General features: G+C 33.8%; 22 protein-coding genes, 1 tRNA gene, 2 pseudogenes and 1 riboswitch. Of the genes and pseudogenes, 12 read left to right on the plus strand and 13 right to left on the minus strand.

Annotation, left to right across the window (positions count from 1 at the left end; genetic code table 11):
• The first annotated feature begins 64 nt into the window (after positions 1 to 64).
• From potG to ribB, 4 genes and pseudogenes are all read left to right on the plus strand, one after another.
• Positions 65 to 1,201, plus strand: a complete 1,137-nt coding sequence (potG, locus tag J3T98_RS01125) for a putrescine ABC transporter ATP-binding subunit PotG (RefSeq protein WP_081299544.1) — start codon at positions 65 to 67, stop codon at positions 1,199 to 1,201.
• Between the two features lie 324 nt (positions 1,202 to 1,525).
• Positions 1,526 to 2,398, plus strand: a pseudogene (gene potH / locus J3T98_RS01130) (putrescine ABC transporter permease PotH); the annotation flags it as partial.
• Positions 2,399 to 2,641: 243 nt separating this feature from the next.
• Positions 2,642 to 3,400 (plus strand): ABC transporter permease subunit, encoded by a 759-nt coding sequence (locus J3T98_RS01135; protein WP_416380611.1) that lies wholly within the window; start codon positions 2,642 to 2,644, stop codon positions 3,398 to 3,400.
• A gap of 109 nt (positions 3,401 to 3,509) precedes the next feature.
• Positions 3,510 to 3,648: riboswitch (FMN riboswitch) on the plus strand.
• A gap of 146 nt (positions 3,649 to 3,794) precedes the next feature.
• Complete coding sequence (gene ribB / locus J3T98_RS01140; RefSeq protein ID WP_267361928.1) at positions 3,795 to 4,433, plus strand: 3,4-dihydroxy-2-butanone-4-phosphate synthase; 639 nt, start codon at positions 3,795 to 3,797, stop codon at positions 4,431 to 4,433.
• A gap of 42 nt (positions 4,434 to 4,475) precedes the next feature.
• On the opposite strand, the gene J3T98_RS01145 is transcribed toward ribB, so the two are convergent.
• The 3 genes from J3T98_RS01145 to J3T98_RS01155 are packed head-to-tail and all read right to left on the minus strand — an operon-like array spanning position 4,476 to position 6,713.
• Positions 4,476 to 5,576: a M20 peptidase aminoacylase family protein gene (locus J3T98_RS01145; RefSeq protein ID WP_267356892.1), complete on the minus strand. Its 1,101-nt coding sequence runs from the start codon at positions 5,574 to 5,576 to the stop codon at positions 4,476 to 4,478.
• Between the two features lie 14 nt (positions 5,577 to 5,590).
• On the minus strand, positions 5,591 to 6,064 hold the full coding sequence (locus J3T98_RS01150) for a YjiG family protein (RefSeq protein ID WP_065563280.1): 474 nt from the start codon (positions 6,062 to 6,064) through the stop codon (positions 5,591 to 5,593).
• Positions 6,057 to 6,713 carry a nucleoside recognition domain-containing protein gene (locus tag J3T98_RS01155; protein ID WP_065734480.1) on the minus strand — a complete coding sequence of 219 codons (657 nt, stop codon included), beginning with the start codon at positions 6,711 to 6,713 and terminating at the stop codon, positions 6,057 to 6,059. Before J3T98_RS01155 ends, J3T98_RS01150 begins: the two co-directional genes overlap by 8 nt.
• 599 nt (positions 6,714 to 7,312) lie before the next feature.
• Between J3T98_RS01155 and J3T98_RS01160 the strand changes: the two genes are divergently transcribed.
• The 4 genes from J3T98_RS01160 (at position 7,313) to J3T98_RS01175 (ending at position 9,410) form a co-directional block, all read left to right on the plus strand.
• Positions 7,313 to 7,636, plus strand: a complete 324-nt coding sequence (locus tag J3T98_RS01160) for a DMT family transporter (RefSeq protein WP_065734479.1) — start codon at positions 7,313 to 7,315, stop codon at positions 7,634 to 7,636.
• A gap of 23 nt (positions 7,637 to 7,659) precedes the next feature.
• Positions 7,660 to 7,974 (plus strand): DMT family transporter, encoded by a 315-nt coding sequence (locus tag J3T98_RS01165; protein ID WP_065563283.1) that lies wholly within the window; start codon positions 7,660 to 7,662, stop codon positions 7,972 to 7,974.
• Between the two features lie 97 nt (positions 7,975 to 8,071).
• Positions 8,072 to 8,147, plus strand: a tRNA-Lys gene (locus J3T98_RS01170).
• A gap of 930 nt (positions 8,148 to 9,077) precedes the next feature.
• Entirely contained in the window at positions 9,078 to 9,410 is a 333-nt protein-coding gene (locus tag J3T98_RS01175; protein WP_065563209.1) for a DMT family transporter, read from the plus strand.
• A 148-nt stretch (positions 9,411 to 9,558) separates the two neighbouring features.
• Here J3T98_RS01175 and J3T98_RS01180 read toward each other — a convergent pair whose 3' ends face one another.
• Both J3T98_RS01180 and srmB read right to left on the minus strand, forming a co-directional pair.
• The gene (locus tag J3T98_RS01180) at positions 9,559 to 10,161 is read right to left on the minus strand and encodes a peroxiredoxin C (protein WP_065563210.1); all 603 of its coding nucleotides are present in this window, start codon (positions 10,159 to 10,161) and stop codon (positions 9,559 to 9,561) included.
• Positions 10,162 to 10,286: 125 nt separating this feature from the next.
• The gene (gene srmB, locus J3T98_RS01185) at positions 10,287 to 11,597 is read right to left on the minus strand and encodes an ATP-dependent RNA helicase SrmB (protein WP_267356891.1); all 1,311 of its coding nucleotides are present in this window, start codon (positions 11,595 to 11,597) and stop codon (positions 10,287 to 10,289) included.
• Positions 11,598 to 11,840: 243 nt separating this feature from the next.
• Here srmB and trmA point away from each other — a divergent pair, with 243 nt between their 5' ends.
• From trmA to J3T98_RS01200, 3 genes are all read left to right on the plus strand, one after another.
• Entirely contained in the window at positions 11,841 to 12,941 is a 1,101-nt protein-coding gene (gene trmA, locus J3T98_RS01190) for a tRNA (uridine(54)-C5)-methyltransferase TrmA (protein WP_267361929.1), read from the plus strand.
• Positions 12,942 to 13,292: 351 nt separating this feature from the next.
• Positions 13,293 to 13,979 carry a heavy metal response regulator transcription factor gene (locus tag J3T98_RS01195; RefSeq protein WP_065563213.1) on the plus strand — a complete coding sequence of 229 codons (687 nt, stop codon included), beginning with the start codon at positions 13,293 to 13,295 and terminating at the stop codon, positions 13,977 to 13,979.
• Positions 13,966 to 15,369: a heavy metal sensor histidine kinase gene (locus J3T98_RS01200; RefSeq protein ID WP_065734474.1), complete on the plus strand. Its 1,404-nt coding sequence runs from the start codon at positions 13,966 to 13,968 to the stop codon at positions 15,367 to 15,369. The genes J3T98_RS01195 and J3T98_RS01200 overlap by 14 nt, the downstream gene beginning before the upstream one ends.
• Here J3T98_RS01200 and J3T98_RS01205 read toward each other — a convergent pair.
• The 7 genes and pseudogenes from J3T98_RS01205 to J3T98_RS01230 all read right to left on the minus strand — a co-directional run bounded on the left by J3T98_RS01205 (position 15,362) and on the right by J3T98_RS01230 (position 20,305).
• Positions 15,362 to 15,562 (minus strand): YaeP family protein, encoded by a 201-nt coding sequence (locus J3T98_RS01205; RefSeq protein ID WP_267361930.1) that lies wholly within the window; start codon positions 15,560 to 15,562, stop codon positions 15,362 to 15,364. The two genes, J3T98_RS01200 and J3T98_RS01205, sit on opposite strands and share 8 nt — an antisense overlap.
• Before the next feature lie 37 nt (positions 15,563 to 15,599).
• Positions 15,600 to 16,562 (minus strand): lipopolysaccharide heptosyltransferase RfaC, encoded by a 963-nt coding sequence (gene rfaC / locus J3T98_RS01210; protein WP_267361931.1) that lies wholly within the window; start codon positions 16,560 to 16,562, stop codon positions 15,600 to 15,602.
• Positions 16,563 to 16,564: 2 nt separating this feature from the next.
• Positions 16,565 to 17,605 (minus strand): ADP-heptose--LPS heptosyltransferase RfaF, encoded by a 1,041-nt coding sequence (gene rfaF, locus J3T98_RS01215; RefSeq protein WP_267361932.1) that lies wholly within the window; start codon positions 17,603 to 17,605, stop codon positions 16,565 to 16,567.
• Between the two features lie 11 nt (positions 17,606 to 17,616).
• Positions 17,617 to 18,543 carry an ADP-glyceromanno-heptose 6-epimerase gene (rfaD, locus tag J3T98_RS01220; RefSeq protein ID WP_267356888.1) on the minus strand — a complete coding sequence of 309 codons (927 nt, stop codon included), beginning with the start codon at positions 18,541 to 18,543 and terminating at the stop codon, positions 17,617 to 17,619.
• A gap of 118 nt (positions 18,544 to 18,661) precedes the next feature.
• Positions 18,662 to 18,772, minus strand: a pseudogene (locus J3T98_RS11180) (CBS domain-containing protein); the annotation flags it as partial.
• A gap of 31 nt (positions 18,773 to 18,803) precedes the next feature.
• Positions 18,804 to 19,571, minus strand: a complete 768-nt coding sequence (locus J3T98_RS01225; protein WP_267361933.1) for a methyltransferase domain-containing protein — start codon at positions 19,569 to 19,571, stop codon at positions 18,804 to 18,806.
• Positions 19,572 to 19,576: 5 nt separating this feature from the next.
• On the minus strand, positions 19,577 to 20,305 hold the full coding sequence (locus J3T98_RS01230) for a 1-acylglycerol-3-phosphate O-acyltransferase (protein WP_267361934.1): 729 nt from the start codon (positions 20,303 to 20,305) through the stop codon (positions 19,577 to 19,579).
• An 86-nt stretch (positions 20,306 to 20,391) separates the two neighbouring features.
• Here J3T98_RS01230 and mnmD point away from each other — a divergent pair, with 86 nt between their 5' ends.
• A complete protein-coding gene (gene mnmD / locus J3T98_RS01235) occupies positions 20,392 to 21,105 on the plus strand; it encodes a tRNA (5-methylaminomethyl-2-thiouridine)(34)-methyltransferase MnmD (RefSeq protein ID WP_267361935.1) in 714 nt (237 codons plus the stop codon).
• Between the two features lie 42 nt (positions 21,106 to 21,147).
• On the opposite strand, the gene J3T98_RS01240 is transcribed toward mnmD, so the two are convergent.
• Complete coding sequence (locus J3T98_RS01240; RefSeq protein ID WP_267361936.1) at positions 21,148 to 24,948, minus strand: translocation/assembly module TamB domain-containing protein; 3,801 nt, start codon at positions 24,946 to 24,948, stop codon at positions 21,148 to 21,150.
• Between the last annotated feature and the right edge of the window lies 1 nt (position 24,949).

Raw genomic sequence — 24,949 nt, forward strand, 5'->3', positions numbered from 1 at the left:
GGCGGAGAGGTTTAATAACCTTTCCGTCTCGTTTTTTTTGGCTTGTTGTTATGAGGAAAAAAGTGTGAACGATAAAACAACAAATCAGGTACAGCCTAAAAAAAAGATGATAACTCCATTATTGGAGATCAAAAATTTAACTAAAGTTTTTAATGACGACTATTATGCCGTCGATGATGTAAATTTAACCATTTATGATGGGGAAATTTTCGCCTTATTAGGTGCATCAGGTAGTGGTAAATCGACCTTATTGCGTATGCTTGCAGGGTTTGAACAACCAACATCCGGACAAATTATTTTAGATGGTAAGGATTTATCACAAGTTCCTCCTTACAATCGTCCAATTAATATGATGTTTCAATCGTATGCTCTTTTTCCTCACATGACGGTTGAGCAAAATATTGCTTTTGGTCTTAAACAAGATAGATTAGCTAAAAGCGACATTAAACAGCGTGTAGAAGAGATGTTAGCGCTTGTGCATATGGAGCAATTTGGTAAACGTAAACCTCATCAATTATCTGGTGGTCAAAGACAACGAGTTGCTTTAGCAAGAAGTCTAGCAAAAAGACCAAAACTTCTACTATTAGATGAACCAATGGGCGCTTTGGACAAACAACTTCGTGATCGTATGCAACTTGAAGTGGTTAGCATTTTAGAACAAGTTGGTGCGACCTGTGTAATGGTAACCCATGATCAGGAAGAAGCGATGACAATGGCAGGGCGCATCGCGATTATGAACAAAGGTCAATTTGTGCAAATTGGTGAGCCTGAAGAGATTTACGAGCATCCAAATAGTCGTTATAGCGCTGAGTTCATTGGTTCAGTAAATGTGTTTGATGGCATTTTACAAGAAACATTAGAAGATGGATTAATTATTAGTTGTCCTATGATTAAGCACTCTTTAAAAGTTGATTATGATTCACCCGCTGTCGAAGGTGTTCCAATTCAAGTTGCCTTAAGACCTGAAAAAATCAAACTTTGTGATGAAATTGCTGAGGATGCCTATAACGTTGCAACAGGTGAAGTTGTTGAAATTGCTTATTTAGGCGATCTTTCAATTTATCACGTAAAATTGCAAAGTGGTCAGATAATTATTGCACAGCTACAAAACGAACATCGCTATCGTAAAGGTATGCCTACTTGGGGTGATATTGTCAACCTTAGTTGGGAAATCGATAGTTGTGTTGTACTTACTGAATAAACACAAGAGGATATATTGATGCGATCCATTTTATGGGGTTTGTTATTAAATGCCTTGGTGTTACTCGGTATTTATTTACGTTTTGTAACAACAAATGCATTTGACAATCTTTTTTTAGATGCGTTATTTACATCAATGGTATTAAGCTTTTTATTATCATGTTTAGGTGCATATTTAGCGCATTATAAACCATCTAAATTTGCTTATCGGTTGATAATAGCTGGTAGTATTTTATATATACTTGAATTAGTCGGTTTGGTTGCTATCTATTATGCTTATAAAAAGATGCGACAACAACGTGATGATTCCGACTTAATGACATTATATGGTCGTTTGTTAGTTATCGCGATTCCTTACTTTTGGATGCTGTTACTCTTTTTATTACCATTTTTAATCGTATTTAGAATCAGCTTTTCGGAAGTGGCGATAGCCGTTCCTCCTTATACTGAACTTTTTAGTTATGAAGATGGGCTGGTAAATATTGTTTTAAATTTTGGTAATTATCTTAATTTATTAGCTGATACTATTTATCTAGACTCCTATTTACAGTCATTGAAAGTGGCTGCAATTTCGACATTATTATGTATTTTGATTGGTTATCCATTAGCATGGGCTATATCGCAATGCAAACCATCTACTCGAAATATTTTATTATTGTTGATTATATTACCATCATGGACATCATTTTTAATTCGTGTTTATGCGTGGATTGGAATATTGAATCCTAATGGTTTGTTAAATCATTTCTTAATGTGGTTAGGTGTTATTGATCAACCGCTAATCATTATGAAAACTTATCTAGCTGTTTATATCGGTATTGTATATTCTTACTTACCGTTTGTGGTGTTACCAATTTACACATCATTAAGTAAAGTCGACTCAACCCTAATTGAAGCAGCATTAGATTTAGGCTGTAAGCCAATCAAAACCTTCTTTAGGATTATCGTACCATTAACTAAAAATGGTGTTATTGCTGGAGCCATGTTGGTATTCATTCCGGCGGTTGGGGAATATGTAATCCCTGAACTGTTAGGGCCTTCAGATAGTCTAATGATTGGTACTCAGCTATGGGCTGAATTCTTTAATAATCACGATTGGCCAGCCGCATCAGCTGTCGCAACAGTGATGTTATTGATATTAATTGTCCCTATCTATTACTTTAACAAATTCCAAAACCGACAAATGGGGGGTAAATAAATGAATAATTTACCATTAATCGTGCGATCAGCATTGATTGTTTTTATCTCCGCATTTTTAGGTTCATTGGTGCTATCGGTTTTGATTTCAGCATCTGGTTTTGCTTTATTAAGTAGTAGTAGCTTATATGTGGGATGTTTTGTCTTCAGTCTTATTTTGACAATTATTGTAACGATATCATTGCTAGGTAAATTTTTAAAAGGATTAATTCTATTATTAGTGTTTTCCTTTTTATATATACCGATGATCATTTTGATTGTTTATTCTTTCAATAGTTCAAGACTTGTAACTGTTTGGTCTGAATTTTCAACTAAATGGTATTTTGAATTGATCCATAATGAAGCCTTACTTAAAGCGGTAGGATTGAGCCTTTCTATTGCTGCGGGTGCTGCATCATTAGCAATTGTACTTGGTACCTTAGCTGCTTATGCCATAATACGATATAGACGATTCCGAGGTTCTAATTTGTTTTCGTTTATGACAACGGCACCACTAGTTATGCCAGATGTAATAACCGGTTTGGCATTACTATTGTTATTTGTTGGAATGGGACAAGTACTTGGTTGGCCAACACAAAGAGGTGCAATTACTATTTGGCTCGCTCATGCAACATTTTGTACCGCTTATGTGACAGTCGTTATTAGCGCAAGATTACGAGAGTTAGATAGGTCAATTGAAGAGGCGGCATTAGATTTGGGTGCTAATCCATTAAAGGTATTTTTCATTATAACGTTACCTATGATTGCTCCAGCTCTTGTATCTGGTTGGTTATTGGCATTTACTTTATCACTTGATGATGTGGTTATCGCTAATTTCGTGACAGGGCCTGGTGCGATGACGTTACCAAAACTGGTATTTTCTAAAGTCCGATTGGGGGTTGATCCTCAAGTTAATGCCTTAGCGACAATTATTTTATTAATTGTTGGTGTCATTGGCTTTATTTCATGGCTTTGGATGCGTCGCGCTGAGAAACGGCATTTGCGTGAAATTCGAATGCATTAATTGCCTCATCAAAAATTGCCGCTTTATGCGGCAATTTATTTATCCACCTAAAATATACGTGTTTTTTTTATTAATTTATATTATAGTGTTTGATGTCAGTTCACTGACAAAAAATTCTCAGGGCGGGGCGTAATTCCCCACCGGTGGTATAGCCCACGAGCGCTTAATAAAATAGATTTTATTAAGGACAAGCAGATTTGGTGAGATTCCAAAGCCGACAGTTAAAGTCTGGATGAAAGAGAGTAGCTTATCTTTTCTATATTTGCGCTATAGCAAAATCACTATGGTCAAGCACTTGCCCTGATTCTGGTATTTAATATATTTATAACTTAATGAATTCAAATTAATTAAGAATAAATATAATTAGTTTAATAAAACAGGATAGGTATTTACCATGAATCAGTTTAACTTAAATGAATTCGGAACACCCATCGAGCGTGTCAAAAAAGCAATCGCTTCAATCAAAGCTGGATCTGGCGTATTAGTGCTAGATGATGAAGATCGCGAAAACGAAGGCGATATTATTTGGGCAGCACAAACAATTACAACACAACAAATGGCGCTAACGATTCGATATGGAAGTGGTATAGTTTGCCTATGTATGCCACAATCCTATTGCGATAAATTAGAGTTACCAATGATGGTTGCTAACAACACCAGTAAAAACCAGACCGCTTTTACTATTACTATTGAAGCTGCGAAAGGCGTAACAACTGGCGTATCGGCTGCGGACAGAGTCACTACGGTAAAAGCTGCGATTGCAGATAATGCAAAACCAAGTGATTTAAATCATCCAGGCCATGTCTTTCCATTAGTCGCAAAAGAGAATGGCGTCTTGAGTCGTCGAGGTCATACAGAAGCCTCTGTAGATTTAGTTTCATTAGCAGGCTTTAAACCAGCCGCTGTAATTTGTGAATTAACGAATGATGATGGAACAATGGCTAGAGCACCACAAGTTATCGAATTTGCTAAAAAGCATCAGTTACCAGTAGTTACAATTGATGATATTGTGGCCTATCGTAAATCATTATAAGTCTTTCAAGAAACCGCCGAAATATTCGGCGGAATAATTTACTTAACCCAAAACTTTTAAAGCACAAGTTTTAGTGATTTTTACACCATTTTCTAATGCCGATGTATCAAAAGTCATATCTGGATGATGTAGACCTGGTGTTAAATCAACACCCAATCCCCAAAAACCTGATTTTACATCTCTTTCACGAGGATAATTGAAGAAATCTTCTCCACCTGGGGTAAAAATAGGATCTTTTAATCCATCTTTGCCAAGCACATCTATAATAGATTCAGCAATAATTTTTGTGACTTCATCATCAATTTCAGCTGCTGGTATCTCTTTTGATACTTTGATATCAGCTTTAGCACCAATTGATGCAACGCTGAGTTCGATTGCTTTAAGTGTTTTTGCTTTTAAATCATCCATAGCAGGATTAGTTGGGGCTCTTAAATCCCAACAAACATAGGCCTCTGATGGAATAGCATTCGTTACACCCGCATCACATATACAACGCGTGGCTTTCACGCTATAAGTTAAGCTGGGCGCTAGGTGAATAGTATTCACAGCTTGAATTGCCATAGTTGCAGCATCTAATGCATTTACGCCTAAATGTGGTCTTGCACCATGAGCAGGAATACCATGGATATTTACTTCAACTGTCGTTGAGGCTGAATAAAACATGGCAGCTGATGCACAGCCTTTTGGGCATTCATCTTTAGGACGTACATGTAAGCCAATGATCATATCAACATCGTCAATAGCACCGCCTTCTATCATGGCTAAAGCACCTGAACCTAACTCTTCAGCAGGTTGAAAAATTAGCTTTAATTTTCCTTTTTTTATATTACCTTCTTTAATGAGTTCTTGGGCTGCAGTTAATAACATTGATGAGTGACCGTCATGTCCACAAGTGTGTCTCGCACAGTGTTCACCTTCAATGATATGACCTAGAGCATCCATATCAGCTCGTAATGCTAACACTGGACCGGGCTTTCCACTGTCATATTCAGCAACAATTCCTGTGGTATTGTTAATGTTTCGTGCTACTTTATAGCCAGCAGCTTCAAGTTTATCCGCGATATAGGCTGAGGTTTTAAATTCTTCAAAACCCAACTCAGGAATTTGATGTAAATAGTGGTAATGTTCAAGTACATTAGACATAGATATCTCCTTTATCACACTATAAATCGCATGATGATCATCGCAATTAAAGCATTAACTATACTGTTAAGCATTAATAGTGGCCAATATTTTTTAGGTACATCAGCAACACCCAATAAACGTCCCATATATTGTAATTGTGAGCCCATTAAGAAAATAGCTGGTGCTAAGATCGTGATATCAACACCACTTAAAATACCGCCAGAAATTAAATTTACAGCAACACCCGTTCCTGCTGAAGCTGATAACCAAGCGGTCAACAATACCGTTATAGCTTCACCCGGCAAACCAAATAGCCCCATAACGGGTGCAAATACTTCACCGATTAATTGCATCAAACCTAATCTTTTTAATATTTCCGTGATAACAAATGCCATAATAATGTTAGGCATTAAATTGTTTATTGCAATATTGAAGCCTTTGCGAGCACCAATAACGAAAATATCTAATGGATTGTTAGTCTGTTTTTGATTGGTTGAGTTATTCATTGATAAAATCCTTTTTATAAACTGAATTTAAAATCATGCGTACTAAAATTGCACCAACGAATTTCAATACAATCATAATGACCAATGGTGTAAATATTGCGACAGTCATTGAAGCAAAAAGCGCAGAACCAATAGAAAAGTAGTTATTAATTAAGCCCGCTCCTGAATATTGCCAGGCGCTGATAATGATAAGATCTTTTTTACTGATCTGTTTTTCATCATACAACTCTTTAGTTAATACGGCTCCAGCGTCAGTACTTTGTAAATCAGTAATTAACGCAAGGCCCGTTTTACCAGGAACCCCTAAAATAGGTTTAAGAAGGGGAGTTAATAGTTTGTGAGCTGCACGAATTGTACCGTAATGGGTAAAAATTTCTAAAACACCTAACGCAAGCATAACTGTCGGTATTAGTGATAAGGCAAAAATAAAGCCGGCTCTGGCGCTATTTCCACCTTCACCAACAAAAGTATTTTTTTCAGGGTGAAGCATCGTACCAAATTTACCACTTAAGCTGGTAAAATCAAATGCACCTAACCAAGCTTTTCCATCCACGTTATAAAATAGCCCGGAAAAAAACAGTATGGCAACAACTAGTGACACATAGGCCTTTATTCCGACTTTAAACTCATTGTCCGATTTATTTGACATTGTCTATTCCTTTTTGATTTATCTGACTTATTTTCTAATATAAATATTAAATAAGTTACACTTAAAGTACTTGAATTATTTTGATTTAAAATGAATTAAAATACTAAGCGACGTATTCTATATTGATTTAATTGAAAAAAAACCCCTTTCCTCAATTTTTTTTTAAAATTAGATAGATTTTATTCGTCAATTACGCGTTGAGTAAGATTGATCATTTGCTGGGATTAAGGATAGGATCTAAGCTATATTAAGTTATCATTTTTGGTAATTGATTTAAGTTAAATGGATTAATTTTATTTCGGATTTTCTCTCAATTTTTGAGAAAGTTATTTAAAAGCATACAATTATCAATAATTCTAGGCTTGCCATTTTTCATCCGTCATTATAGAATTGTTAATAAATAGTAAGAAATAGCATTAAAGTGTTTCAGAAACTATCGATATTATATATAAGGTTGAACTGTTTCTCTGCATAAACATCATAATCTTTAGGTGGCAAATGTTTTAGTTTGCGAACCGTCTTTTGTTTTCATTAAGCACATTAATGAAATAATAAAATTAAGCAATATAAACAAAAAATAAAAAAATAATGAGGTCATTATGTACAGCAGGAATAAAGAGTGGGTATTTGTTGTTCTCACCTGCTTTTTTGAATTGTGTTGGGTATTTGGTTTTACTACTGCGAGCCAGTGGTGGCATTGGGTGATTGTTGTATTAGTCATTATTGTTGATTTTACGTTTTTAACTAATGCATGTAAGACTATTCCTACAGGTACTGTCTATGCAATATTTTCTGGTGTTGGCGCGATTGGCTCATTACTGATTGATATGGTTGTATTTGGCAAACAAATTAAACTGATTGAAATATTTTTTGTAGCTTTAATTATCATTGGTGTTGTGCAATTAAAACGAGCTGATAGCTAATTAACTAAAATTTGGATTGAGATATGGGATGGTTATTTATTTTAACTGCTGCAATTTTCGAAGTTATTGGCGCTATAGGTCTTAAGCTATACTCGCAACAAAAAAGCTTGTTGCGATTAATGTTTTATTGGGGCGGTTTTTTTGTTTCATTTATACTATTTTATTTTTCACTCAAGTATCTGGATTTAAGTATAGTTTATCCAGTGTGGGTAGGGCTAGGTACTTCAGGTGCGGTTTTGGCTAATATGCTTATCTTCAATGAACCGAAGAATTTCACTCGAATATTTGGTCTGAGTGTGATTATTATCGGTATCGTTGGTTTACATGTTACCGTTTAGTTGTAAATGAGTTTTCATTCTGACAATTATATTAATTTGAGAATAGAGGATTTGCATTAGAATATAAAGTTATATAGAATATCCCAACTAACTAAATGGGTTGTTAGCTCAGTCGGTAGAGCAGTTGACTCTTAATCAATTGGTCGCGGGTTCGATCCCCTCACAACCCACCATTCACCAGATTCATCCAATACTATTATCCCACATCTTGGAAAATAATTATTGATTTATTAAGGCGTTACATATACTATTTCTCTTCTATGAAGTTGAATCATAGATTTGTTATGATTCTTAATAGCACGTTATAATTATTTAAGTATAGAAATTCCAAATGTTTTCACTAACTACAGGCCAAGTAATTCTAATTCTGTTAATAGTTGCACCGTTTTATTTTTGGTATATCTATTTACCAATTCTTCTCATAGGTATTCTTTTGCTTTGTTTCAATAGAAAGAAGCGAGAAAATGAGACAAATAGGTTTTATTATAAAGTTGGTAAATTTTTAATTGGATTTATCATTGTTAGCTTAATTATTTCATTATTAAGCATTTTGTGTTTACTTAATAGCTGAATATTTTTTGAGATGATGCTGATAAGATAAGAGTATTGAATGCTAATTGAAGTGCGGTATTTAATCGAACTTGAACAATTTTTTCAATGTTTGAGATTGAATCGACTACCGAAATCTTTTAATAGGGTATTTTTTATTTTATCAAAAATAGTGAGCAATTGTCGTGCTGATTAACATATTTAATCGTTTAGCGTAATTTATAAAAAGTTCTGAATCAAATGTATAAATCAATGAAAATTGATAATGACTTTAAGGGACTCATCACTCGAAAAGTAATATACTAAAAAGTAATCCGTTTTCTTTTAATTTTTTACTTTATTATTGAGGAGTGGTATATTACATCAAGGTGTTGAGTGGATAATAAACGTTATATGTTTAATAAGTATTTTTTTAATAGCTCTTTTCTGATCCCTCATACCCCTGCATTTATTCTATTTTTTCCTGAATTGTGTGTTTACTGAGTTTGTATAGATCACACTAAGATTTATGGCGAGTCTTCATTTTTTATTTCAACTAACTTATGAGTCATAATATGAATTCATATCTATTACTTTTTATTGCAATTATTTGTGAAGTGATTGCAACTTCTTCATTAAAACTTTCTAACGGTTTTACGCATTTAATGTATTCAATAATTACTATTATTGGTTATAGCGCGTCATTTTATGTTCTTTCATTGGCCTTAAAAACTATTCCTGTCGGTATTGCTTATGCGATTTGGTCGGGGATCGGGATTATTATTATCAGTTTGATAGCTTGGATTTTTATGAAGCAATCTTTAGATCTAGCAGCATTAATTGGTATGGGCTTTATTATATTTGGTGTGGTTATTATTAACCTATTTTCAAATGTTAGCGGGCATTAATATAAACATATTGCGTTGATAATAACTTAAATACTATTTGAACGTTATCTGACTGTAGTTCGCGTTTGAACATAAAAAAACCGGAGTTGTACTCCGGTTTGCGTTTTTAAAATATTTCTAAGCTAATTATAATAGCATGTTTCTCAACTTAGATTTCATTAGCGTGTTGTTTTAAGTAGCTAGCAACGCCATTTGGATTTGCTTGCATTCCTTGCTTTCCTTTTGTCCATTGTGCAGGACAAACTTCGCCATGTTCTTCATGGAATTGGAAAGCATCAACAATACGCAGCATTTCATCAATATTACGACCGATTGGTAAATCATTAATTGTTTCATGACGAACAACGCCTGATTTATCGATAAAAAATGATGCACGAAGAGCAACACCTGCTTCAGGATGTTCAACACCATAAGATTGCATAATGCTATGTTTTATATCGGCAACGATAGGGAATTTCACTTCTCCGATACCACCTTTATCTTGTGGTGTATTACGCCATGCATTATGAACATATTCTGAGTCCATTGAGACACCAATTACTTCAACACCACGTTTTTTGAACTCTTCTAAACGGTGATCGAATGCAATAATTTCTGATGGGCATACAAAAGTGAAGTCCATAGGCCAGAAAAATACTACGGCATATTTACCTTTAATATGCTCAGCTAAATTAAAATTATTTACAATTTCGCCAGTACCTAGTACTGCCGCTGAAGTAAAATCTGGCGCTTTACGAGTGACTAATGTCATAAAATTTTTTCCTTGTGTAGCTAATGTATATACTGAATATGCGTTTTATTATATCAATCTTAGCCAATACGCCAAGTTGTTATCAGCAATTGATTTCATAAGTTTAACCTATGGTAAATAAACTATTATTCGGTTTTAGTTATCATTTTATTGGGTTTTCCCTTATTTTTAATATCTCGATGACGTTGTTTTAACTTTTTCTTTTTAGTCTCTTCTTGCTTTTTAGCCGCATTTTTTTGTTTAGCTTTTTGCGAGGGTTTCTTTTTTGTTACTGGTTTAGGTGCTTTGGTTTTTGGGCGTAGTTCATCAATTGTTCTTAATTTGATAGGCTCACGAATATAACGTTCAATTTTTTGTAATAACTCATTATCGTGTGCCTCAATCAACATAATTGCTGTACCTTTTTTCCCTGCTCTAGCGGTTCGACCAATTCGATGTAAATAAACATCAGCCGTTTTAGGTGCATCAAAATTGATAACATGGGTAATATCGTTAATATCTATCCCTCTAGCAGCAACATCAGTTGCTACCAGTACGTTGACCGTATTGTTATTCATCCGTTTAATGGCTTCGTTACGTTTGGCTTGAACCATTTCTCCTTCTAAATAACAACTATGAATTCCAGCTTGATGCAGCAGTGAAACCAATTCATGTACACGTTCACGTTTACGAACAAAGACGATAGTTTTTTTAACTTCTTTCTGCTTTAATAAGTGAGTTAGCAATGCGACTTTATGTGTTAAATCATCAGCACGATAATAAAATTGTAAAATCTTCTTTCGTTCTTTTCGGGAAGGATCAGCATTGATTTCAACAGGTTCGTTAAGAATTCGATTAGCAAAACTATGTAAACCTTCACCTTCTAACGTTGCTGAAAATAATAATGTTTGTTTACGCCAGCGCGTTTCAGCTGAAATGGTTTCAACGTCTTGAGCAAACCCCATATCTAACATGCGATCGGCTTCATCCAAAATTAGCATTTCAACTGCACGACAATCAAAGTTTTCTTCTTTAATGTATTGTAATAGACGTCCGGTTGTTGCAATGACTATATCCTGATTTTTGCTGAAAACTTCGGCATGATTCATATAAGCAACTCCACCTGTAATCGTGGCTATACTCAAGTGTGTTGACTTGGTAAGTAGTTTTGCCTGTTCAGCTATTTGCATAGCTAATTCTCGAGTGGGGGTTAAGATTAATATTCTTGGAGGTCCAGGTTTTCGACGTGGAAAATCAAGCAGATGTTGTACCGCTGGAATTAAAAATGCCAATGTTTTACCGGTTCCTGTCGGGGCTGATCCTAGAACATCTTTACCGTCTAGGGCTACAGGGACAGTTTGTGCTTGTATTACTGTGGGTTCGTTAATGTTTTGCGCTTGCAGATTTTCAATTAAAATATCATCTAACTGTAAATCAGAGAAAGTTTGCGTTGTCATAGTGCTCTTCTAATCTATCATTTTGCCCCACATTATAACGGCAATCGCTATAACTACAATCTTTATCAGCAACCAATCATATTATATGAAAGTAAAAATTGTTTTAATTGCAGACGCTTTATTTGATAGGCAACTACTGGCGTATGAGCTTATCATAAGCTGGGGATTATGATAGAATTATGATTTTTAGAAATTATAAAATACTATTCACTCTTTATCAAAATTGATGGTCGAATTATAAATATGACAGAATCTTTTTCGAACGATAAATATAACCAGCAGTTACAAAATAAAATAATCAATTTAAAAACGATATTATCTGATTTTCAATTACCCGAGTTAGTGACTTATTCTTCACCTATTAGTCATTATCGAATGCGTGCTGAATTTAGAATTTGGCATAATGGTGATGAGCTTTATCATATAATGTATGATAAGAAGAAAAGAGTCAGAATAGATAGTTTTCCTATTGCCTCAAAACTGATTAACAAGGCAATGCAGTCAATTTTACCTTTAATTCAATACAACGATAATTTACGTCATAAGCTTTTTCAAATTGATTATTTCTCTACACTTAGTGGGCAGTTATTAATAACACTTTTGTATCATAAAAAATTAGGTGACGAATGGATAATTGCTGCTGAGCGTTTAAAACAACAATTAGCTGAACTAGAGATTAATACTAATCTGGTTGGTCGAGCAAGTAATCAAAAAATTGCCATTGATGCCGATTATGTTGATGAGGTTTTACCAATATTTGATAAGACTTTTAAATATCGACAAGTTGAAAACAGTTTTACTCAACCTAATGCGGCTATCAATATAAAAATGTTGGAATGGGCTGTTTCGGTAACTAAAGAGTCTAAAGGTGATCTTCTAGAGTTTTATTGTGGTAACGGTAATTTCTCTATTGCATTGGCTCAAAATTTTAATAAAGTTTTAGCAACTGAGATTGCAAAAGCTTCCGTCTATTCAGCACAACATAATATCAAAATCAATAATATTGATAATTTAATTATTGTGAGATTATCTGCTGAGGAGTTTACTTCTGCCATTAGGAAAGAGAGGGATTTTAATCGATTAAATGGTATTAATTTAGAAGATTATCATTGTCAAACTGTGTTGGTAGATCCTCCTCGAGCGGGATTAGACGATAAAACGATTAATATCATTCAAAGTTATGATCGAATTGTCTATATTTCATGTAATCCTTATACTTTAAAAGATAATTTGCAACAACTTACTCAAACGCATTATATAGAACATTTTGCTATGTTTGACCAATTTCCTTATACTGATCATATTGAAACAGGTATTGTATTACGTAAAAAGGAATATCAATAATATTCAAAAACGGTTAATCTGGTTTAAATAAGATAAATTTTATGCCAAATTAACTGTTTTATTCCAATTATTTCATATTAAGTGGTTTAAAAAGCAAAAAAAAACCCTAGATAAACTAGGGCTGCATTAAATTGCAAGGAATGGATGAAAGGAAATAAAACAATGAAACAATACTGTCTAGCCTCATGAATCATTGTGGTGCTACTATAGCAAACCTAAACAGACGTTTTAATGACTGAAAAATTACAAAATAGTCACTGAAATGTCATGATGTCATTTGACTTCCTAATATATCCTATAACTGCATTATGCAATTTCGATAACCTGATAAAACATTAAGGAATATTCAATATGAAATTGTTAGTTGTTGAAGATGAACAAAAAACCGGTGAATATCTTCGTCAAGGTTTAGTTGAATCAGGATTTATTGTAGATCTTACTGATAACGGACTCGATGGTTATCATCGAGCAATGACTGAAGATTATGATCTGATTATTCTTGATGTAATGCTACCTGATATTGTGGGTTGGAAAATTGTACAGTCTTTGCGTGAAGCAGGGAAAGATACTCAAATTATTTTACTTACTGCAATGGGAAGTGTTGAAGATAAAGTGAAAGGACTCAATTTAGGCGCAGACGACTATTTAGTTAAACCTTTTTCTTTCGCTGAATTGTTAGCAAGAATTAAATCCTTATTAAGACGAAACGTTCCACAAGTCAATAATTATCAATTAAGCATTGCTGATTTAATTATGGACTTACCTAAACGAACAGTAACCCGAGGTGATAAAAGAATTGATTTAACGAATAAAGAATTTTTATTACTAGAATATTTTTTACGTTATCCCGGAGAAGTTTTACCAAGATCCCTTATTGCTTCACAAGTATGGGATATGAATTTTGACAGCGATACCAATGTAATTGATGTAGCAATTAGGCGATTGAGGAACAAGATCGATGCCGATTTTGAACCTAAATTAATTCATACAGTCCGTGGAATGGGATATAAATTAGATGTCTTGGATGAAGCAGAGTAACATCATATCGTTTCGTATACCACTTATCGTATGCCTGCTAACCTGCGGGCTACTTTATTGTTTTAGCTACCTTATTGAGCATACGTTTGAAAAAATTTCAATTCAGCAAAATGTTTCGGAATTGAATTCAGTTATTACCTCAATCGAACGAGAACTTACCTATTATTCACCTGATGAAAATCGAGATGAATTCTTTCAAAATCTACTACTCATCTTGACCGGTCATCATCATCTATTTGTTTATATCATTGATGATTCAGGAAAAATTGTGTATCGCACTCGTGGTCCTAATTTATCTATTGCTTTATCACAAGAAGATTTTGAACGATTGATTACCGAAAATAGTACGGCGATTTGGAATATCGATAAATCATCTTATCGTATCGGTGCTTCCCGAGTTCTACTGGATGAAGGGCGTCAATATACGACAATAGTTGCAGTAGCGCGCAATTTACAGCTTGAATTTATTAATCGATTGAGAAATGGATTAGGTTTACTAATTGCTATTTCTTGTGTGTTAGCATTGATTGGATCGTTAATTTCCATTTATTACACACAAAAACCAATTAATCGTTTAATTAAAAAAATTGAACGAATTAATATGAAAAGCTTAAATTATCGTATTTCAACAGCTTCGGTTCCTGTAAAATATGTGAGTTTGGTTAAGGCGTTTAATAATATGCTTCATCGAATGGAAGATGTCTTTGAACGACAACGCAATTTTACCGCAGATATTGCCCATGAAATGCGAACACCAATCACAAATCTAACGACACAAACGCAAATTGTTTTAAATAATGCGCGCTCTACAGAAGAGTACCGAGAAATTTTATATTCTAATTTAGAAGAGTATGAAAAAATGTCTCAGATGATATCGGATATGCTTTTTTTAGCACAAGCCGATAATCATCAGCTAGTACCTAATCTTATCGATATAGATTTACATTCGATGATTAGTTTAATGTGTGAATATTTTGAACCTTTGACTGATGAGAAAAATATTACTTTTGAACTTGAAGGTAATTGTTCTCATATTCAAGGTGATAAAATGATGTTAGGGCGGGCGATAAGTAATATCATCTCCAATGCGATTCGTTATACCCCTGAAAATCAAACAATTAAGATTAAATTGGGTCAACTTACACAAAAACGAATTCAAATTATCATCTCTAACCCTGGAAAAAAGATTGAAAGTCGTCATTTACCTCATCTTTTTGACCGCTTTTATCGAGTTGATGAATCGCGTCATCGAAATAACAAAGATAGCTCAGGTACCGGAATTGGTTTGGCTATTGTAAAATCGATTATCGATACACATAAAGGTCATATTTATGTTGAATCAGATGATCTGTCTACACGTTTTATAATCAATCTTCCGACCGTTATTTAACATCATAATCACTTATTAAGAGATTAGCTGCAGCGTATGCGGCTTTATCTCTTAGATCTTGCGGTACTAGTTGATTATCGACTACTTCATTAAGTACCATCATTACCGCACCTAACGCATCTTCAATATAACCTAAATCATTACTGCCAATTTGAGCATATCTTTCACGAATTAGCTCATGATATTTGTTCATATTATTATCTTCCTATCTATTGAAACTCAAATACAATTTAAATAAACGCAGTTAACATTTGATAAACTTCATTGGATGTGATTGATTGCATCGTTTTATCTTTTGAAATGATGCTATGTTGGTTTTTGCCATATCCTCCAATTAGGTTTGGATCGGTTTTTCCAAATAAAGTTATATTAGGACGATCTAGTGCCGCTGTTAAATGGCTTAATCCTGTATCTACTGACACTACAGTTTTTGAACCCGCAATAACCGTTGCGATTTCGTTAAGAGAAAGCTTTGGTAATACTTCAACGTGATTAAATCCTTGTGCTAAGCGTAAAGCCCGTTCTTGCTCATGAGGAGCTCCCCATGGTAGTTTAATCCTTAGTCCTGTTGGTTGAATTAATTTAATTAATTCTCGCCATGCTCCTTCTGTCCAGTGCTTTTCTTCGCGAGTAGTAGCATGAAGGAATACTAAATATTTCTGGTTATCATCAGGTAATGCAGTTAAGAAATGACGAGCAATAGCATAATCACCGATTGAATCAGGTTGCAAGTAATTAAGACTTTTAGCAAACAGCATCCGAACACGTTCTATGGCATGCATCTGTTTAGGGACATGATGTTTAACATCATAAAACCAACTAGCGATGGGTTCTTTGATGCTTTGTCGATCTAAGCCATGCTTAATACCTCGCGCTTTACGAGTAATTAAAAATGCGCTTTTTATTAAACCTTGAGCATCAATGATGCAATCATACTGTTGTCGTCTTAAATGTTCTATAAATTGGTGGCGTTCTTGACGAACCGTTTTAGCAAACCAATTTTTTCGCCAACGCCTTATTGCAACTGGGATAACTTCATCTACAGCAAAATGCCAACTTGGAATCTGTGAAAAGTTTTCTTCAACTACCCAATCAAATGTAATATTTGGTAGATTGTTGGCGGCATCTGTTAAAGCCGGTAAAGTATGCAACACATCACCCATTGATGAAGTTTTAACAACCAATACACGCATAATTAATTACTCTTTTCACAGCGAACGATAAGTTTCATCAATGTTTCAAAAACATGATCGGGTTTTATATCAATTAGACTTTGATGATAACCTTGCTCACTATCACCTTTACGGATTCGGTGGTAGCCAGTAATGAGTCTAATGACTTCTGCTTTATTTGATAATGGGGGAGTAAAATCAGGGCTACTTGGTCCATAAAGTGCAACTAAAGGCTTATCAAGTGCAGCTGCAACATGCATTAAGCCTGAATCATTAGTGACAATTGCTTTACATGCCGCAATCAAGTTGATCGCTTGTTCTAATTTTGTTTGGCCAGCAAGATTAATACACTGATCACCATGCGCCATTTTGGCAATAATCTGTTCACCAACAGCTTTATCTTTTTCTGAACCAAAGATAATAATTTTAGCATGTTGTTTTACTATCAAATCAGCCAATGCAGCATAGTGATAATCAGGCCAACGTTTAGCAGGGCCAAATTCAGCGCCAGGACAAAATCCAATTAAAGGAACATCTGTAGGAATATTAAAGTTTGATAATGCTTGCTCAACCTCATCCTTTTCAACACTCAGTTTTGGCCATAAAATTGGTTGAGGAATATCTTTTGCTGAATGGATATCTTGTTTAGGGTAGGCAAGGGCGACATAACGTTCGACCATTAATGGAAAAGCTTTTTTATCAAGTATGCGCATATCATTTAATAAACCATAACGCATCTCACCCTTCCAGCCAGTGCGTTTAGGAATTTTAGCAAAGAAAGGAATCAGTGCTGATTTAAATGAGTTAGGTAAAATGATTGCTTGGTCGTATTGACGTAATTCTTTTCCTAGCTGGTAACGTTTAGTTAATGCAAACTCCCCATGATTAATTGGCATAGCAATTGATTGATTGACTTCAGGCATTTTATTCAATAAAGCACGGCACCAAGCAGGTGCCATTACATCAATTTCAATAGTTGGCTCTAGATGCTTTAAAGTGCGATATAAACTTTGGGACATCATCATGTCACCAACCCAAGATGGACCAATAATCAGGGTTTTCATTGTAGTTCCTCTTATTGCTCGTTTAACCATTTCATATATTCAGTTGTACCTTGTGCAACTGTTTTAAACTCAATTGGACATCCTGTTTTTCTAAATTTAGTCAAATCAGCTTGAGTAAAGCTTTGGTAACGTCCTTTCAGGTGTTCTGGGAAAGGAATATAATCAATTTCACCTTTTTGATGATAATTTAAAACTGCATCTGCTACTGATTGGAAAGATTCAGCTCGTCCAGTTCCACAATTAAAGATGCCAGAAACATTATTTTTCCAGAACCATAAGTTTACCTCAACGACATCTCCAACATAAATAAAATCACGTCTAAAATTATCACTTCCAGTAAATAATTTAGGTTTTTCCCCTTTATTGATTTGTTCATTTAAATGGAATGCGACGCTAGCCATGCTACCTTTATGGTTTTCCCGTGGACCATAAACATTAAAATAACGAAATCCACAAATTTGTGAATTTGCTTGTGGTAATATTTCACGGACATATTGGTCGAATAAGAATTTTGAATAACCATAAACATTTAATGGTTTTTCATAGGAACGCTCTTCAATAAAATTATCGCTCCGACCACCATAAGTGGCAGCTGAGGATGCATATAAAAAAGGAATATCAAAATCTAAACAATAATGGAGCAAATCCTTAGAATAATTATAATTATTTTCCATCATAAATTTGCCATCCCATTCTGTTGTGGATGAACAAGCACCTTGATGGAAAATAACTTCAATATCAAGATTTTCGCCAGATATTATTTCTGCTATAAATTCATCTTTATCCTTATAATCAGCAATATCTAAATCAGCTAAATTCGAAAATTTAGTACCATCAGTTAAATCATCTACCACTAAAATATCTTTGTGCCCTAGATCATTTAATCCTTTAACGATATTACTTCCAATAAACCCAGCACCGCCAGTAACAACAATCATAATCACAACCTTTAACTAGTAAAAATAATATAATAACGATTTATTGGCAAATTTTCGAGTATTCATTTCTACATCTTAGTTTTGTTGCTAATGAATTTATGATAAAAAATGACACGATTTAATGGTATATATCAGTTATGTGAATCATACCTATGAATTTTTCATTAACATCAAGTACCGGTAAAACTGTTATTGGTCTTGGCTTGTGTTGTTCCATTATATTTAAAGCATCTGATAAGGGATTACGCTATCTCAAAATCTTAATTTAATAATTTTGCAGTAACTAAAATATATCTAGCTAAGTTAATATAAGGTTCGCTTTGGCAGTATTGTTTTTCAATTTCTAATAACTGATCAAAATGAGTTTCTGCTTTTGACTTATTAGTTAAATAGTCATGAAAGACTCGGATTCCTGTTTTATTCGTAATCTCAAAACTTTGTTCAATTAGCCATTGATACACTTGATTTGGATCACGAGGATAATCAGGCGATAAGGTTTTCTTTTTGCGTTTAGCAAGTCCTGATTGAGTATATCCAAAGTTACCTAATGTCACCGTTTTAAATAATAGTCCATGATAGTTATAAAACATTAAAGATAAATAACCCTCTTTTTTTAGATGTCTTTTTAAAGATTGGATTATCTGTACAGGATCAGCTACCCACTCTAATACAGCATGGCAAATCACAAGATCAAAAGGTTGATCGATAAACTTATCAAGATTTTGAATTGAACAATGAATAAAGTTTAAGGTTAAATTTTCTTGCTGCGCTTGATGGCTAGCTAAATCCAGCATTTGTTTGGAAATATCACAAACAGTTATATTGTGTCCTAATTTGGCAAGTCTACACGCTATTTGTCCTTGACCACCACCAGCGTCAAGGATGTTGATAGGTTTAGGATATTTGGCTAATATGTTTTCAAGTTCTTGCCAAACAATAGCTTCTCGGATTTTGCCTTTAGTTGTACCATAAATATTTTTGGCAAATATATGGCTAATATCATCAAAATTACGATCGTTAACTGTCATAGTGGTTATTTATTATTTAATTTAGTTACTTCTAAATTAATCTGAGCTATTTTTTCTGACATTTGTTGATAACATTGTTCCATCAAAGTTCTTGCATCTTCTTTACGTAAATTTTTTGTCTCAATAGGCGAGAGCATTTCGACAATCATATGACCATTATTGAGGCGATTTAGGTTAATGTTATTCGTATCCGATACACAAATTGGCACAATAGGGACTCCAGCTGCAATAGCTGCTTTAAATGCGCCTGTTTTAAAGGGTAACAAACCTCGCCCTTTACTACGGGTTCCTTCAGGAAACATCCAAATTGATATACCACGTTTTTTTATTTCTTTAACGACCAAATTAATCGTATCACGAGCTTTTGATTTATTGTTACGATCAATCAAAATATTTCCTGTAAGGTAATAAAGTTGACCAAAGAATGGAATCAAAGCAAGACTTTTTTTGCCTACTGTAACTGTTTTAGGCTGTACAATATCAGCAGCGACAACCATATCATAATTATTTTGGTGATTAGCAATAAAAACACAGCTACCTAAATTTTCAATTTCGGGGTATTTACGAGTATCAACTTTTACTCCTAATATTGGTTTAAAGAAAAAGCTGAAAAGATGGGCAAATCGAGCCACATTTTTGGGGTTGCGAGGATTGAATAAGCAAAAAATAACGCCTAGTACACAAGTTAAAATACCAATAAATAACACGATGATTAAGCGAAAAAGAAAAACCATAATTTACCTCATAAGTTAACTTGGCGTATTATATACGTAATCTATAAGAATATACAGTTTGTTAAATATCGCTTTGAAGGATGTTTATGCACGAATCAACAATCATTTGGGATGAAAATCAAACCCCAATTTCTCGTTATTTTGATGATATCTATTTTAATACCAACGGCGCAATCGATGAAACTCGTTATGTGTTCATTGAAGGAAATAGTTTATATGAGCGTTTTTTGCAACATCAGCGCGAAAGCTTCACTATAGCAGAAACAGGTTTTGGTACAGGTCTAAGTTTTTTAATTGCTTGGCAAATGTTCAAACAATTTAGAGAGAAAAAACCTAATAGTCCCCTTAAAAGATTGGATTTTTTTAGTGTTGAAAAATATCCTTTATCTGAAAAAGAAATGTCAAAAGTTCATAGTAAAATAATCAACAGTAATGATTCTTTGAGTTTACTAGCCAAACAATTAAGAGATTCTTTAAACGAGTCTCAAAGTATTGTTTTAGATGATACTCATTTAGTTATTTGTTATGACGATATCACTCACTATCCAAAGTTTTTAAAACAACAACATCGTTTGATTGATGTTTGGTTTTTTGATGGTTTTTCACCTGCAAAGAATCCTGAAATGTGGTCGGAATCGCTTTTTAAAAAGTGTTATGACTTAACGAATGATGGAGGTTCTTTTGCTACTTTTACTGCAGCAGGCTTTGTTCGGCGTAATTTAATCAATGCAGGTTTTAATGTCAAAAAACATAAGGGGTTTGGGGTTAAGCGAGAAATGCTTATTGGTAGTAAATCTTAATTTAGTTTGCCAATTTTGACAAACTAAATTAGATGTTTGAAATTAATTAAATTCAAATTGATAAATAAGATCTAAAGTTTGTGCTAGACCAGAAGCAGCTTCCACGTATAAATTTGGTAAAAGTCTATATCGTAAGGTAAATGTTGCTAATGAGTCAAAAATACCTACACCATATTTTAATTGTAGATTAGGTAAAATATAGCCACTCACTACCACTTTTGAATTATTGCCTGCTCCTTGAGTATCTAAAGTTAGATTTTTAATTCCAAAAGCATTACCTATATCACCAATGAATTTTCCTGTTTTTGCTGTCCCAACACCGACTAAAAATGCCGTCATCATATCGTTGTCACTCTGATCGGAGCTATCAAGACCTTGACCTCGAATTAAATAAGAAAGTGCTTCTTGTTGTGACATAGCTGGATCAGAAAATATTTCGATCTTAGGATCTTCTGTAGATCCTTTAACACGAATCCCTGCTGTAATATTGCTATTATCCATTGAGTCAGGATTTCTTATTGCTTCTATGTCTAAGATAGCTTGATCGGTTGGTCCTGAAAAAGTGACAACTCCTTTGTGGATAATTAAATCCTGTCCATAGGCATGGAATCGACCATTAGGAATAAGAATTTCACCATGTAAATCTAACCCTTTATTAGTCTGTGTAGCGATCAATTTCCCTTTTAATGATGCTTTTAATCCAAATGCATCGACCGTGACGTTATCACCAATATTGATTTCGATATGACTATTAATTTTCATACCAAAGTTTTGTGGTTGAATTTGTTTATAGTTCCTATCCAACATTACTTCATCAGGAGAAACATCAATACTTGAAGGCGGAAGTGAATCAACCGTAATTTTACCTTTTGGAATTGAAACTTTACCAAGTACCGTTAGTTCATCTTGCGTTGCCTCGATCTTAATGTTTGGAATGACAGACATAACAATCATTGGCGGTACAGTAACCTCCATAGCGGCACCATTTACAGTTATATTAGCTTGCCATTTTTCAAAGTTATTCCAACTAGCTTGGCCATTAATATTGATATTTCCAGATTTAGTAACTAATACACCTTTTAATGTTGATGATTTACCATTAAATTTAATATCAACCATAGCGGATTTTACATCAATTGGTAATTGATAAGTCTTAATATCACTATGTCTTAAATTGATGCCACCATTTAAGATTGGGTCCATTAATGAGCCAGAAAATTTGATATTACCATTGATAGCGCCTTTGGCATATTCATCTTTACTTAATAACGGATTCACAATCGCTAATGCCAAATTGTCAATATTCAATTGACCACTTAACTCTTTTTTGGCGGTAGGATCTTTAATTAATAAATCACCAGTGATCTTTCCTAATTTATTTAAACTAAAACGCCAATCTAGCTTAGCTTGTTGCTCATTAAATTCTGCATTGATATTGAATAAATCAAATGGAATCGGCAAAGCTTGATTAGTGATCATTTGTTTAACATAAACTTTATTACTAGTTATATTTGCTTTGATACTTGGAATTTTGCTTGAATCATCAAATTTAATATTTGCCTTTCCATTTATGAAACCATCAATTTTAGTTTCACCATCATTTGGAATAGGTAACTTAGCCAGATCAATATCTTTTAATGTAATTGATGTTTCATTATTTGGCGCAATAGAAAATGATTTATCTAAACAGATACTTGAAATATTATCACGCCAACAATGAGCGCCAATAGTTGGAATTTCTTTAGTGATATCATAAGAAAGACTGATCGGCTTGGTTAATTGCCAACGGCTCTTATCATCTAATGTTATTAAACTACGTGGTATATTTCCAGTCCATATAATACGTTCTTTATCAAGTTCACCTGTTAAAGAAGTTGTCATGGAAAGAGGGCTACCATCAAGATTGATGGTTAATGTGTGATGAGCTTCATTACCTGAAAGTTCTATGTTAGCTTTTTTGATACTTTCACTTGTAATATCGATATTTTGACCAACTAGATTCAATTGACCACTAAATTGATTGGTATATTGAACTTTGCCAGTTAGGTTTGCCTTGGCTATCGAAATAGTTTCATAACTTAATGCGTTAATATTTAAGTTCGTGTTAATAACAGGAGAAGCACTATTTCCTGTCATTTTAATATTACCTACAACAGCACCATTGAGATTATCAGCCAGTAATGATAAAGCACTTAAATTAAGTTGCGCAGTCAAATTTCCCTTATCTGTAGAACCATTGATGTTAATTTGGTTTTTACCCCAAACCATTTCAAGGTTATTGGCTGATATAGCGTGGTTAGAATCGGCAAACAAATTACCATTAGCTGAAAAGTTTGCTTGTTTTATATTACCTTTTAACTGCATATCCGGTATATTTAATTGCCATGAATTTTCATCGAATGCCCCTGTGGTTTTTAATTGTCCGGCTAAACGAATAGGGTAGACAGGTAATTCTTTAGTAAGATCAACATTATCTAATTTTATATTAGTATCCCATTTTAAAGCTTTTTGCCAATCTAAATAACCTGTAATATTAATGCTACCTTGAGGTAATTTAATATTAGCATGATCAAAGGATGCTGATTGATTTGTTCCATTACCAACAACGTCTAAACTGGTATCAGGTAAACCTTCACCTTTAATATCGCCTTTGGCTAGCATATTATATTTTTCGGTATTTCCATCTAATGCGATATCAAAATTATTAAACTGATATTGTGGCTTACCTTCAATTGGCCATTGAATATGTTTACCATTGATTTTAGCCATTAATGGTAAATATTTCTCAATAAAGTTAATTTGCCCATCAATAGTAATTTGATTCAATCCGTTAATATTGGTGTAAGTGGACAATTGACCTAATAATTTTCCTGAAAACTCTCCATTGAGATGATTACTTTCAGTATCCACATTCACTAAAGCAAAAATAGGCCAATCATCACCTAAGGTAATCTGTCCTGATACAAAAGCATGTCCATTGGCATATGGTGTTATAGCATCAGTTTCAACTTGTTTTACAATAATATGATTATTAATCATATCCGTTTTAATACTAACCTGGTTGAAATGGTAATCTTGACCACCAATATGTAGCAACCAATTGTTACCGGTTAAACTAGTAACATCAAAATCTAATGGAATATTAACTTGTGGTAGTGACGTAATTAGAGGTTGATTAAATATTTGGTTAATTTTTTGATTTAATGGTAAATCATCATTTGAAGTAGTAATTGATTTATTATCATCAGTATCGGCAAAGATAGCTGATAAATCCATAGCAACTGATGGATAAACATAAATTTTTTCATTCACCCATCTAGCTTTACCTGTAAAGTCTGACATGCCAAATTGCATATCATTGACTTTTACATTGACATTAGTGATATGGGTCTGCTTAAGATCAATTGGTAGTGGTGTACTAATTGTTTCTCGTTTTTCGGGAATAGGTTCATCTGGTGAACGATTGATTTTGTCAGTATCAATAATAACGCTTACACCATCAGCATCAAACTGTTTGACACAAATTTTGGTTTGAATCAAACATGAACCATTCAATTTGAATTTTGCATCTTTTACTTTAACATCAATGCCCGGAAGTTCTAATGACAGCCCTTGAAGGTGTAAATTATGAAAAGTGCCATCTATTTGTTCAATTTTTAATTCTGGTAAAAACTTATTAAGTACGTAAGTTGTTAGTTTTACACCTAAACTGGTATAGATCATCAAAATAATAAAGGTGATGAGAAAAACAAAAATGGATAACACGACAATACTGCGTTTTTTCCACTTTCGGATTCGCTTTATTTTTTCAGCTTTTTTTACTCTATTTGGATTTTTTGCCATT

The organism is Gilliamella sp. B2772 (assembly GCF_026536985.1).
Taxonomy (GTDB): domain Bacteria; phylum Pseudomonadota; class Gammaproteobacteria; order Enterobacterales; family Orbaceae; genus Gilliamella; species Gilliamella apicola_E.